The 13,568-nt window shown below is 40.8% G+C and carries 10 protein-coding genes; 5 read left to right on the top strand and 5 right to left on the bottom strand.

Going from position 1 to position 13,568, the window contains the following annotated elements:
• The first annotated feature begins 108 nt into the window (after nt 1-108).
• The 4 genes from KDU71_RS04760 to KDU71_RS04745 all read left to right on the top strand — a co-directional run bounded on the left by KDU71_RS04760 (nt 109) and on the right by KDU71_RS04745 (nt 6,331).
• Nucleotides 109-2,157, top strand: coding sequence for a sulfatase family protein (locus KDU71_RS04760; RefSeq protein WP_212188767.1), 2,049 nt, complete (start codon nt 109-111; stop codon nt 2,155-2,157).
• 197 nt (nt 2,158-2,354) lie between these two features.
• Nucleotides 2,355-4,409, top strand: coding sequence for a molecular chaperone HtpG (gene htpG / locus KDU71_RS04755; protein WP_212188766.1), 2,055 nt, complete (start codon nt 2,355-2,357; stop codon nt 4,407-4,409).
• 260 nt (nt 4,410-4,669) lie between these two features.
• Nucleotides 4,670-5,245 carry an acetate uptake transporter gene (locus KDU71_RS04750; RefSeq protein ID WP_212188765.1) on the top strand — a complete coding sequence of 192 codons (576 nt, stop codon included), beginning with the start codon at nt 4,670-4,672 and terminating at the stop codon, nt 5,243-5,245.
• Nucleotides 5,246-5,398: 153 nt separating this feature from the next.
• Nucleotides 5,399-6,331, top strand: a complete 933-nt coding sequence (locus tag KDU71_RS04745; RefSeq protein ID WP_212188764.1) for a CPBP family intramembrane glutamic endopeptidase — start codon at nt 5,399-5,401, stop codon at nt 6,329-6,331.
• An 82-nt stretch (nt 6,332-6,413) separates the two neighbouring features.
• On the opposite strand, the gene KDU71_RS04740 is transcribed toward KDU71_RS04745, so the two are convergent.
• The 3 genes from KDU71_RS04740 to KDU71_RS04730 all read right to left on the bottom strand — a co-directional run bounded on the left by KDU71_RS04740 (nt 6,414) and on the right by KDU71_RS04730 (nt 9,434).
• Nucleotides 6,414-7,049 carry a DUF4097 family beta strand repeat-containing protein gene (locus KDU71_RS04740; protein WP_212188763.1) on the bottom strand — a complete coding sequence of 212 codons (636 nt, stop codon included), beginning with the start codon at nt 7,047-7,049 and terminating at the stop codon, nt 6,414-6,416.
• Between the two features lie 67 nt (nt 7,050-7,116).
• Nucleotides 7,117-7,809, bottom strand: coding sequence for a response regulator transcription factor (locus KDU71_RS04735; protein WP_212188762.1), 693 nt, complete (start codon nt 7,807-7,809; stop codon nt 7,117-7,119).
• A 5-nt stretch (nt 7,810-7,814) separates the two neighbouring features.
• Nucleotides 7,815-9,434, bottom strand: coding sequence for a sensor histidine kinase (locus KDU71_RS04730; protein WP_212188761.1), 1,620 nt, complete (start codon nt 9,432-9,434; stop codon nt 7,815-7,817).
• A 194-nt stretch (nt 9,435-9,628) separates the two neighbouring features.
• Between KDU71_RS04730 and KDU71_RS04725 the strand changes: the two genes are divergently transcribed.
• Nucleotides 9,629-10,579 carry a hypothetical protein gene (locus KDU71_RS04725; RefSeq protein WP_212188760.1) on the top strand — a complete coding sequence of 317 codons (951 nt, stop codon included), beginning with the start codon at nt 9,629-9,631 and terminating at the stop codon, nt 10,577-10,579.
• Between the two features lie 413 nt (nt 10,580-10,992).
• Here the strand turns inward: KDU71_RS04725 and KDU71_RS04720 are convergent, their stop codons facing one another.
• Together KDU71_RS04720 and KDU71_RS04715 are read right to left on the bottom strand one after the other, a co-directional pair.
• Entirely contained in the window at nt 10,993-11,745 is a 753-nt protein-coding gene (locus KDU71_RS04720; protein ID WP_212188759.1) for a tetratricopeptide repeat protein, read from the bottom strand.
• Nucleotides 11,745-13,565: a BatD family protein gene (locus KDU71_RS04715; protein WP_212188758.1), complete on the bottom strand. Its 1,821-nt coding sequence runs from the start codon at nt 13,563-13,565 to the stop codon at nt 11,745-11,747. The genes KDU71_RS04720 and KDU71_RS04715 overlap by 1 nt, the downstream gene beginning before the upstream one ends.
• Nucleotides 13,566-13,568 lie beyond the last annotated feature (3 nt).

Raw genomic sequence — 13,568 nt, 5'->3', positions numbered from 1 at the left:
CAAGTCTTGTTCCAATGGGAGCATTAATAGTCTCGTATCTTATGTCTTGGTACTACATTAAGTTACTACTGTTTAAATAAACTAACAGGCTACAATAAATACAATACGATGAAAAATTCTATCAATCAGCTACTGGCTGCTTTTGTAATACTGCTGACTTTTGCATGTTCGGCAGTCAAAACAGAGCGTCCTAATATCGTCTTCATCATATCTGATGATCATGCTGAACAGGCCATCAGTGCCTATGGACATGGCCTTAATCAAACACCTAACATCGACAGGCTGGCTAAAGAGGGCGTGCTATTCACAAATGCGACGGTCACCAACTCTATTTGTGCCCCGTCGCGTGCGGTAATATTAACCGGTAAGCATAGTCATAAAAACGGATTGATTAATAATGAGGTGACCTTCGATGGCGGGCAGGCCACTTTTCCAAAACTCTTGAAAGAGGCTGGCTATCATACGGCCATTGTTGGTAAATGGCACCTCAAGAGTGAACCTACGGGTTTCGACCAGTGGATGGTATTACCCGATCAGGGAGAATATTATAATCCGGACTTCAGAACGCCGCAGGGATTGGTTCGTATTCCCGGTTATGTGACCAATATTATTACTGATAAAGCCTTGGAGTGGCTCGAAGGCATCAAACAGGAGGACAAACCATTTTGCCTAATGGTGCAGCACAAAGCACCTCACCGTAACTGGATGCCTGCACCGCAGTACCTCAATCAGTTTGATCAGGCCGAAATTCCTGTGCCGGATAACTTCTTTGATGACTATTCCACCCGTGGCCGTGCTGCCAGGGAGCAGGAAATGGAAATCGATAAAATCATGTTTGAAGGCTACGACCTGAAGCTGACAAAGCCCGGTACCGATGATATTATCAGAGATGGCTGGGGCGACTGGTATGAGCGTATGAGCGACGAACAGAAAACCAACTGGCACAATGCCTATCGGGCCAAGAATCAGGCCTATTATGATGCAGAGCTGAGTGGAAAAGAAAAGGCTATTTGGAAATATCAGCGCTATATGCAGGATTACCTGTCAACCATTGCTTCGGTTGATGATGGCGTGGGTGAGATTCTGGATTACCTGGATGCAAATGGTTTGGCCGATAATACGATTGTGGTGTATACCTCAGATCAGGGCTTTTATTTGGGCGAGCACGGCTGGTTCGATAAGCGCTTTATGTATGAAGAGTCATTAAGTACACCATTGCTATTACGCTATCCGGAAGGTGTGAAGAAAGGATGGGTATGTGACAAGCTGGTACAGAATCTGGATTTTGCGCAGACTTTCCTTGATTATGCCGGTGTTGAAGCACCACAGGAAATGCAAGGTTTATCCATGCGTCCGGTGTTGGAGCAAAACTCAGATGCATGGCGCGACGCCGTTTATTACCATTATTATGAGTATCCGGGTATACACGCCGTTAAGCGTCACTATGGCATCTCAACAGGTCACTACAAGTTAATTCATTTCTACTTTGATACCGACGAGTGGGAGTTTTACGATTTGGAAACCGACCCACAGGAAATGAATAACCAATATGCTAATGCTGAGTGTGCAACGCTGATAGAAGAGCTGAAAGCACAGCTGGCTAAATTAAAGCAGCAATATGAGGTGCCTTCGATAGAGCAGGAGATGGGCGAACGATTTGTGACCCTTACCAATAAAGCAAAAGGCGCAAAGGTAACCATGAAGCAGATGCCCGATAAACCCTACGATGCACCAATCAGCTTTTTGTGCGATGGAAAAGGCAAGAACTTTACACCTCTTTGGGCTTCCGACTATGATACATTTTTAGGCTTCAACGGCAACGATATGCAGGGCGTTATTGAATTAAACGAACTGACTGCCATTAATGAGATAAAAATGCGTTTCCTGGATAAGCGTGGCTCGTGGGTGTATGCACCCCAACAGGTGGAGATATTTATTTCAAAAGATGGTCGTTCTTACGAGCCTGTTCAGCTAAATGAGTCGCAACAAAACGAAGTGCTTAACAATGTTTACCTGGTGACTAAAGGAGCAACGGGCATGAGTGTTGAGGCTCGTTATATAAGAGTTAAGGTCTCTAATTTTGGACTTATTCCCGAGGGCAAGCCCGGTGCCGGACAACCTTCGTGGTTGTTTTGTGATGAGTTTATTGTAAACTAGCAGATATAAATCTTTACTTTCCGATTAGAAGGCTGCCTTAGGGTGGCCTTTTTTTATATCTGACATCATTAACTTCTGCCAAAATTGCAAGGGGCTGTCAGCACTGTCTGCCGCATTGTCACACATTGACGAATGGCACAGGCTTTGATAACTTTGAGCCGTTAAATTGATATGTAAAAACATAAATATTAGTAACGATGCAAAAAGGACATATTGGGGTTACTACCGAGAACATTTTCCCTATCATCAAAAAGTATCTTTATTCAGATCATGAGATTTTCTTACGCGAATTAGTATCTAACGCGGTTGATGCTACGCAGAAGCTTAAAACACTGGCTTCGGTTGGAGAATTTAAAGGTGAAATGGGCGAAGCGCCTGTGCGTGTTATCCTTGATGAAGAAAAGAAGACCATTACCATCTCTGACCGTGGAGTGGGGATGACTTCTGAAGAGATTGATAAATACATCAACCAGGTGGCTTTTTCGGGTGCCAACGAGTTTCTGGAAAAATATAAGAAGGATGCCAATGCCATTATCGGTCATTTCGGTTTAGGTTTCTACTCATCTTTCATGGTGTCTGAAAAGGTGGAGATCATCACCAAATCGTTCCGTGATGGTGCACAAGCTGTTAAATGGAGCTGCGATGGCAGTCCGGAATACACGCTTGAAGAAGTAGAAAAGGCCGACAGAGGTACAGATATCATTCTTTACATTGACAAGGATAATGAGCAGTATGCCACCAAAGTAGAGATTGATAAGCTGTTAAAGAAATACTGTCGCTTCCTGCCTGTTGAGGTTATCTTCGGAAAAGAGACGGAGTGGAAAGATGGCAAGGAAGAAGAGACCGACAAGGACAATGTGGTTAACGAAACTAAGCCTTTGTGGACTCGCACACCATCTGAATTAAAAGATGAGGACTACACGAAGTTTTACCGTGGTTTGTACCCAATGGCCGATGAGCCTTTGTTTAACATCCACCTGAATGTAGACTATCCATTTAACCTGACAGGTGTATTGTACTTCCCTAAGCTGAAGAACAATGTTGAAGTGCAGAAGAATAAGATTCAGCTGTATTGCAACCAGGTGTATGTAACCGATTCGGTTGAGGGAATAGTGCCAGAGTTCTTAACCTTGTTACATGGTGTGATTGATTCACCGGATATTCCGTTAAATGTATCGCGCTCATACCTGCAGAGTGACGGTAATGTGAAGAAGATTTCGAGCCACATCACCAAAAAAGTAGCGGATCGTCTGGAAGAAATCTTTAAGAAAGACCGTGACGGATTTGAAGCCAAATGGGATGACCTGAAGATTTTCATCGAATATGGTATGCTGACAGAGGAGAAATTCTACGACCGTGCCAAGAAGTTCACGCTTCTGAAAAATACGGATGGTAAATTCTTTACTTTTGACGAATACGCTAACATCATTAAGGACAACCAGACGGATAAAGATGATCAGCTGGTATACCTTTATGCCACTGATGTTGAAGGTCAGTTCAGCTTTATTGAAGCGGCTAAGAATAAGGGGTATGATGTCTTAGTACTTGACGGACAGCTTGACAGTCACTTTGTGAACCATCTGGAAAGCAAGTTCGAGAAGTCTCGTTTTGTGCGTGTTGATAGTGATATTGCTGAAAAACTGATACCTAAGGCAGATGCAGCTGAGTTGAAGCTGTCTGCTGCACAAAAACAGGATTTAACAACCATCTTCAGCTCTCAGGTGCCAAATGTGGATAAGGCCAATTTCATTGTAACTTTTGAAGCATTAGAAGAGACTGATACGCCAGTGATGATTACGCAGCAGGAGTTTATGCGCCGAATGAAAGAGATGAGTCAGCTGGGTGGTGGCCCAATGAGTTTCTATGGCGAAATGCCTGATAGCTACAACCTGGTGGTGAATGGTAATCACCCATTGGTAAATCGCATCATCGAAGAGGAAGAGCAAGAAGTAGGCGAAAAAGTAGCGTCTATCCGTCATAAGATTGAAGGACTGGAAGGTAAGCGCTCTGAACTGGAAAAAGCCAAAGAAGGGAAAAAAGATGAGGAGATTCCACAAGCCGATAAGGATGAAATGGAAGACATCAACAAGAAGCTGACCGAATTGAACGGCAAGAAAGATGCAGAACTATCATCGTTTGCATCATCTAACAAATTAGTATCACAGCTGATTGACCTGGCTTTGCTTTCGAATAATATGTTGAAAGGGGAGGCCCTGACTAAATTCGTTAAGCGCAGCATCGATTTGATATAATGTTATAGCATCATACTTTTTAAGCCCGGAAGCAATTTGTTTCCGGGCTTTTTGCTGTAATGCACCTAAATAACGGCTTAGGTATAAATGTTTGACTCTGACTTAACATCTTTTAACGTTTATTTTGGCGAGGTATGATGTTGCATAGTTTAATAATTCAGGCATTTGTCTATTTTTGCGCCGATTTTATTACAGGGTGCATTGCCGTTCAGGGGACAGTTGGTAATGGACCAGAACACTATTCTTAAAACCAGAAAAAAATGGAACAAAACGTTTTCATCGCAAAAGATGTGACAACTAATCCTGCGCCTCTTGGACTAACCGGCTTTGGATTAACAACCATGCTACTGAACCTTCACAATGCCGGTTTATTCGGTTTGGATACCATGATTATGGGTATGGGTATCATGATGGGAGGTCTGATTCAGATTCTTGTAGGTATGCTTGAGTGGAAGAAGAACAACATGTTTGGAATGATGGCTTTTACATCTTATGGCGCATTCTGGATTTCTTTAGTATTTATCTGGATTTTCCCTAAAATGGGCTTGGGCGAGGCTCCTTCAGCAACTGCTATGGGGTATTACCTGGCTGTGTGGGGTATATTTACTTTTGGATTGTGGATTGCTACCCTTAAGATGACAAAGACCATGATTTGGTTATTTGGAACTGTAGTAGTGCTTTTTGCACTGTTGGCTATCGCCAACTTTACAGGTAGTCACCTGATTCATACCATAGCAGGTATCGAAGGTGTAATTTGTGGAGCAAGTGCTCTTTACATTGCTATCGGAACACTATTGGTTGAGGTATATGGCAAGCAAATTTTGCCAATGCCTTAATTAGTTGAATGAATGATATTGACAAGCGCCCGGATGTTAGTTCGGGCGCTTTTTTATTGTCTTTGTTTGACTAAAGTATCAATCTTGTCCTTAAACGACATGGTCGAAGAGCTGAGAATAATTATTTTAGCAGTACATAATCTTACACATACAATGAAGCATCTAGAAAGTTCATACACCGGACAAAACGAATGGTGGAAATACCTTTTACTAATACTTATTTCATTCCTTGGTGGTCAGTTCTTCGGAGCCATCCCATTGTTGGTAGTACTGGCATGGGCCGGCTCAGGTAATATTGATACTGCTGCTGTTCAGAGTATGGATTTTGCGGCTATGGGAATTAACTCTTCACTTGGTCTGGCTTTGATTATCCTGCCTTTTATTCTCAGTCTTGTGTTATTTGTTGTGCTTTTTAAAGCGTTTCATCAGCGCACTTTTGCCACTGTTATTAATGGAACCAAAGCTATTCGCTGGCGACGTGTGATTATTGGAGCTGGATTGTGGGGGATGATAATGGCTTTTACCCTGGTGGTTGATTATTATATGAATATTGATAATTATGAGATGCGCTTAAACTGGAATGCGCTAATAGTATTGGCTTTAGTCTCCATTTTACTTATCCCGTTTCAAGCATTCTATGAAGAGATATTGTTCAGAGGTTATCTGGCTCAAGGCATTGGGCGCCTTTTCAAGAATCGAATATTGGTACTTATTATTCCTTCTGTATTTTTTGCGTTGATGCATGGCACTAATCCAGAAATTCAGAAGTTTGGCTTTTGGGTAATGATGCCTCAGTATTTTATTATGGGATTTGTTTATGCGCTCATTTCGGTATTTGATGATGGTATTGAACTGGCCATGGGAGCGCATGCTGTCAATAATGTTTTTATAAGCATGTTTGTGACTGCTGATGGATTGGCTTTTCAAACGGATGCTTTATTAAAGGCTCACGAAATAGATCCATCAAAAGAATTAGGAACTCTGCTGGTTGCATCACTGGTATTTGTAGGCGCACTTGCTTTCAAGTATCGCTGGCAGTTAAGTGCCTTATTCAGAAAAATTGAAGCTCCGGTAGAGGAAGTGTAAATAAATAAACGAGCCATCAATTACAACTATAAAAAAAAGGACTGCGAGCAGTCCTTTTTGTGCTTTTTACAATGGCGGATCTCTATCTCACGCTTCCTGATAATGTGCTTATCTCGCGATTACCTTTCAGGTTTGTAATGCGGAAATCACCTGAAACAGAATTGCCCTTCAGATTACCATCAATATCCGATAGTTCGGCATCTCCAGAAACCGTATTGGATTTGGCATTGCCTTTAACGCCATTCAGAGCAATGTCGCCTGATACTGTATTCGCTGATATGTCACTGCCAATTTTTTCAGCTACGATATCGCCCGAAACGGTATTGCATTTAACTTTTCGCTGCCCCACGCCACTTACTTTAATATCGCCGCTCACACTGTTAACATCTACATCTGTCATGGCCGGCATGGTAATGTAAAATTGTCCTTCGGCACTTCCTCTTGAGTTACGAGGATGTTTTACTTCTACATATAGTGTAGTACCCGATTGGCGTGTTACAATCTCATATTCATCTTTGTCCCGGTCCCAGGTCAGGGAGCCTGTTACATGCACAGTATTGCCGTCAGCAGCCTCCACCACTACGTCGCTAAATACTACGTTCACTTCCACATCTGTTATGTTGTCGAACGTTTTGTCTACTTCTACCTTTTTGGTCTGGCCAAAAGCTACCAGCGTACAAATTAATAGGCCAATGAGTATGGTCAGTTGTTTCATCATATTGCGTTTTAGTGATTAATGATTGTAGGACGCATACAGTGGAGCATAAGTTACAGCTTGAAAGTGATTAATCAATTCTTAGTTGATAACCACTGCCGTGAATATTTATTATCTCAACACCTTCAACATCTTTAAGGTACTTTCTCAGCTTGGTGATGTATACATCCATACTTCTTGTTGTAAAATAGCCGGTTTCGCCCCAAACCTGTTTCAGTGCTTTATCTCGGGGGAGAACCTTATTTTGTGTCTGACATAGCAGTAGCAATAAATCCGCCTCTTTTGGTGATAGTTTCTGTTCCTCTCCAGCTATGGTGATGGTTCTGAATTCATGGTTGAATGTGGCGTTTCCAATCGTATATTCAGAAGGCATTTCTTCTGTCTGCTGACGCTTATTGCGGTTTAGTATGGCATTGATTTTACAAATAAGAATTTCCGAGTCAAAGGGTTTGGTAATATAGTCATCAGCCCCTGTGCTAAATCCTTCCAGCACATCTTCCTTCATTACCTTGGCGGTTAGAAAAATAATGGGAATATCCTGGTTATATTCTTTTATTTCACGGGCAATGGTAAAGCCATCCACATTGGGAAGCATCACATCAAGAATGCATATGTCGTACTGCCCTTCTTTAAAGCGCTTAAAGGCTTGCAGGCCATCTTTCACCCAGGTTACCTCAAACTTATTAATCTCCAGATAGGCTTTCATGACCGTACCAAAATTGCGGTCATCTTCCACCATAAAAACTCTGTTTGTATCCGTCATTGTTTTTATTTGTAAGGTAGTTGAATACTAAACTCAGTTCCAACGCTTATTTTACTTTTTACACTTATTGAACCATGGTGAGCGTCAATTACCGCCTTAACATAGCTTAGGCCCAGTCCAAAGCCTTTAACATTATGCACATTGCCACCCGCAGCACGGTAGAATTTTTCAAAAATTTTGTTTTGCTGTTCACGCGTCATACCAATGCCATTATCGGCTATCTTTATTACAATGCCATTGTTATTATTAATGGTCGAAAGTGTTACCAATGGTTGTTCTTTTGCATACTTCAGTGCATTTTCCAGTAAATTTACAATAACATTGGTAAAATGTATTTCATCTACTAAAAATACGCTTAACTCAGCTTTTAATGAGGTGCTAATTTTACCATTGGTTTCATTAGCTAAAAGCTGCATGTTATCAACGGCGCGCAAAATAAGTTCATGAATATCGTGCGATGCTTTTACAACTGAGAAATCTTTCTTCTCAATTTGTGACATCTGCAGCACACGTTCCACATGACTGTTCATCCGACTGTTTTCTTCTTTAATAATTTTTAAGAAGCCTTTGATATGCTCTTCGTTATTAATGATGGTTGGGGTTAAAATACTGTCGGTAGCCAGGCTAATGGTAGCAATAGGCGTTTTGAACTCATGGGTCATGTTATTGATAAAGTCTGTTTTTATCTGCGATACCTTTTTTTGCGTTAATATTGTCCGCATCGTGATGAAAAAGGTAATGAGAATGAACAGTGTAAATATGGCGGATAGCGATACCATCCAGCCAATTGTTTTCACCAGGTACGATGCCGCGTCGGGAAAATAGACCACCAATTCATAGGGTGTGATGCCTCTGAAGATATCTCGCGGAAACAGGTTAATTTGAAATGGATGGTAACTATTGGCTTTTGAAATATCAAAATTAGTGGTTTTGTAATTGGAGAGTTGCCGCGTATACTGATTGAATATGCCAAATTCAAATTTCGTATCTATGCCGTTTTGAGCCAGTTCCTGTGTCAGAACATCGTTGAGGTGCTCAAGATCAATGCGTGCCTGTAGTGGATTATGGCGTGCTTCAATTTCGCGTTTCATCTGATTAAACACTTCTTTAATCTCCTGATTACGCTCTTCCATAGCGCTGATCACCACTTCAATAGAGTCTTCGATATGAACCATCTGTTCTTCCAGTTCGAGCAAGTCAACAGCTTCACCTGATGCATTAATCCATACCTGATGATCGGTTTGGTTGCCATTAACCTCGGTATGCACTTCTATGCGTGTGCCTCCTTGTGTAATAACGGTGTCTTTTTTCTGATAAACAATGTTAGGTTTGACAGAGCTGGTGCTTTTTTGTCTGATGATAGACACATTGCCATTATTATCTTGACGGTAACTTGTTCTTGATTTTGAACTTGGCTGGTGAAAAAACTCGCGAAAGATATAATCAGCACTTTGCTCTTTTTCCATTCTTTGGACTGCATTGTCAAGCGACCTGTAAACTGCTGCCTGAAATTTCTCACGCTGCACATTTACCGACTGTTGTATCCATAAATACTGAGCGGCAATAATACCCAATAGCGAAAGGCTCATTAAAAGTATTAGTCCCTGTATTGATTTACGTTTCATAAATGACTTAATTATAGCGTAAAGATAAGTGTTTGAGTAAAAGTGTACTTATACATTAACCTTTCCTTAACTCTTTTTAACCGCGCCTTAACCCGCAAATAATCAGTTCATTCATACATTTGACATTGAATAAGTGTACAGGATAAATTATTCTAATTGTTCAGAAAATAATACTAACAAATAACGCGGAAGCTATGAAAAAACGAAAGAATGCTCTATGGTTGGCACTGATAGGACTGCTTATTGGTGGTGTAAGCTATCAGGCGACAGCACAAACAAAAAAGGAAAACCGGGTCAAAGTAAAAGTGGTGGGCAGCGATGGTAAGAAGGTAGTTGACATGGATACCACTTTCACACATGATGTATTTGTAATACAATCGGGAGGCGAAACAACAGTGATAAATATGGACAGCATCATGGATGCTAACAGGGAAGAGATTGACAAGCATATGAAGGTGATGGCTTTTACCATGGATTCGCTAAATGATTTTCACTTTGAATTTGACGGAGATATGGAGAAGATGCATATTGAAATTGAGAAAATGCTGAAAGAGAAGGGCATTGAGCTGGAGAATATGGAAGAGATGCACCGAAATCATATCATGTTTTTGAGGGAGAAAGAAGGGGATTTTGATATTAATGAGTTTATCAGTGAGGATGGCGATGTTGTAAAAATTATTCAAAAAGAGATTGATTGTGAAGTAGATGGGGAATCCGGAGTTAAAACAATTGTCATTGCCACGGATGATGAAAAGATGCCCATGCACTGGAAAGAAAAGCACACACACCATATGACGGTCAAAGTGGAGTCTATTCCAATGGAAGACATCCCTTTTTTAAAGAAAGTAGGCATTTCGTCAAAAAAGCTGACTTCTGAGCCTTTAGATCTGAAAGATGTGAAAGTAAAAATTGAAAAAATTATGGAGAATGAAAAGCTTCAGACATTAATGCATATTGAATGTGAATTACCAGATGGTGATTACCTGCTTGAATTATTTAATCAGGAAGGGGATAAGGTGAAGGAAAAGGCGGATATCAAGGCAGGACCATTAAAAGAAGAATTGGACTTAAAAAAGGAAGAGGCACCTTACTACTTGATTCTATCTAAGAACAATCAGCTTTTCGGTAGAAAAATCATCCTATAAAAATAGCAACCATAAACTTAAATTTAAGCGGTCATTCTTCTTGTGGGAAGGATGACCGCTTTGCTTTTCCATATAATACATATAATTCCAATATATGGATAGTGTAATTTGTGAGTATTTTGTTAAAGTACACAAATACAGTGTAATGCAGTTTTTGGCAAGGCAATTGAAATAGACATTATCAAATAACAATAATGATTGCGATAGAAATAATTGGTGCAGCCATAACTTTGATATATGCATGGTATGTGATTGACAAATACTTGATTGCTAATCAAGATGATATATAAAATATATTTGATTGGCGCTTCAGAACAATAATGAAGATGAGCCAATCAGTAGTTTGGGTGTTTATAATAAAAAAGCTCCTTGTCAACGGACAGGGAGCTTTTTTTATGCGGTAAAAACTAGCTCTAGATCACGGTGATTGAGCTTTCTTCAACCCAACCAACAGTACCATCAGCAATCTGTATTTCTTTCCACTGCCCAAGAGTACTGATGATCTCTACTTTAGTGCCTTCGTGTAAAATAAATATTTCAGTACCACTGGCATCTGGTGAACTTTTAACTGTTAGTGAAGGGTTGAATACAATGGCATGGTTGCGCACCACCAGTTTCGTTTTCTGACGATAACTAAATGATAAAGTGACCAATGTGCCCAATAGTAAGCCAACTCCCAGGTAAAATCCGGCTTTCTTTAATAGAACCGAATTTGAAAAGAAGAAAAGAGCAGCCATGACCAGGGTCAGCATAAAACAAGCTAGGCCAATAAAGGCCCAGGTGTCTGATGTTGTCTTATTCCTGAAATCTGCCACCCACTTGCTTAAGAAGAATTCATCAACCGACTCTATCTTATCAGTGGTTTGAGAATAGGCAAGCTCCAGATTGTACTTTATATCCTTGTCGTGTGGTTTTAATAGCAAAGCACGTTCGTAGTTAAGAATGGCGCTGGCTAATTCACCATTTTTATAAAAGGCATTACCGAGGTTAAAATACAAGTCGCCACTTTCAACGCCCGTAGACAAAATACCTTTGTAAGTATCAATGGCCGATTGAAAGTCACCATTGCTGTATTGTGTGTTGCCTTCCTCAAAACGGTCGTCCTGGCCATTAGCTATTCCTGTAGCAAGGCAAAAAACGAATAGTATAATTAATTGCTTCATCATTAACGTTTTATTTGGTTTTCAAGCTGGCTGATAGTTGCAATTGTATGTTTGTAAAGTTTATCCATTTCTCCGGTGCCAGATGCTGGTGCATAGCGCGCAAATTCGCAGGTATCCAGAATATTCATCATATCAGAAATGACTTCGTCCGACACATTGGATTGCTGAAGTAATTCACCAGCATTATCTTTCGACAATTCACTTAATGGCAGGGTTAATTTGTCGCTTAAGTAACCCCAAAGTGCACGAAGCACCTCTTCGTAGAAGGCTTCTTTTTCACCTGTTTTAAGGAAATGTGCCGACTTTTTCAGGCGTTTCTTGGCTATCTTGTTGGCTTTCTTTGTTTTCATTAACGACGCATTGGCATTCTCTTTTAAACGCTTCTGGTTAATGATAAACAGCAACACAAATAATGATAATGGTATCAATAAAGCCAGGTAATACGTAAGGCTTCCGATAAAGAATGTGCCAGTTGGTTTTAGTTGTGTTTTGCCGGTTTTAATAAATCTGATATCCTTGCCAATGAATTTCACATTCTCTTTTGTCACATTTGATCTTACAACACCCGAAGTGCTTGTTTCATCACCTTCTCCTTTGGCAACATTAATACTGATTGGGCCCGATTCCATTGACTGGTATTGGCCTTTGGCCGGATCGAAGTAGGCAAACTGAATGGATGGTATTGTAAAGGTGCCGGCATGACGTGGTATCATCAGGTATTCATAGGTTTTTGATCCTTTCATACCGCGGGCTGTATTACTAATGCTGTTTGATATTTTAGCATCAAAGTCATCAAAATCAGCCGGAAACTGAATCGCCGGATCTTCTATGAACTTGTGATTACCGGTTCCGCTTATGACTACTTTGAGCGTGATACCGTCGTTGACGGCCACATCATTTTTGTTAACACTGGCCTGCATGCTCAACTGCCCAACACCGCCAGAATAACCGGCAGGTCTTCCAGATGGCAACGGTTTTACATTAATCGATATAGGTTTCGATTTGACTCTTTTTTTGACGGTTCTGTAATTTGATTCGAAGAAATCATCAAAAATACTGCGTGAACGACTGCGTGCTACTCGCTGACGCACCATAAACTCTATCTCGGTGGGCTCTATGGTTAACTTACCTGATTTCTGCGGAAACAATAGCTTTTGTTCATATGTCCCCACATTATAGGTTTTACCATTGATATTTTCCATGGTCCACTTAATGCCATCCTGATCTTTAAGTGTTTGCGTAATAAATGAGGCCAACTCAGGCTGCTTGATGTCCGATAGGCCTTCGAGTTGTACTTTGGTAAAAATTTTAGTGGTTAACACCATTGCTTCACCCTGGTAAAGGTTTGTTTTCGATGGGGTAACCGTAATAAACAGGTCATCATCGGAAGGTGCTGAGCCAGCAGTTGCACTACTTTGATTTTCTTGTTGAGCCTGCGCATCGCCTTTCACCACCTTAATGCTAACAGCATTGGAGCTCACCTTTTCATCATCTACTTTAATGGTGGCAGGAGGAATGGTAAATTGACCTTCATTAAGCGCTTTTAAAATAAATGTATAGGTATACGATGTTTCGCGCGATACCTTCCCATTTACGATGGAAGTGCTGGTTGAATATGTAGTGCTGGGGCCCATCAATATTTGGAAATCCTGTAATGAGGGGAGGCGTATATCACTACCTTCTTTGTTAAGTGTGTAAACTAATTGAAACTTATCTCCAACTACTACTGCTGACTGTGCACGGGCTGTAAAGCTTATTTCCTGCGCGTTGGCAGAAATGCAGGCAGTGATGAATAGTACTATGGAAAGAATTGTGAGTCGCATATT

Origin of the sequence: Carboxylicivirga sediminis (genome assembly GCF_018156225.1) — a bacterium.
In the GTDB taxonomy this organism is placed as follows: domain Bacteria; phylum Bacteroidota; class Bacteroidia; order Bacteroidales; family Marinilabiliaceae; genus Carboxylicivirga; species Carboxylicivirga sediminis.
This window is presented reverse-complemented; position numbering and strand designations above follow the sequence as displayed.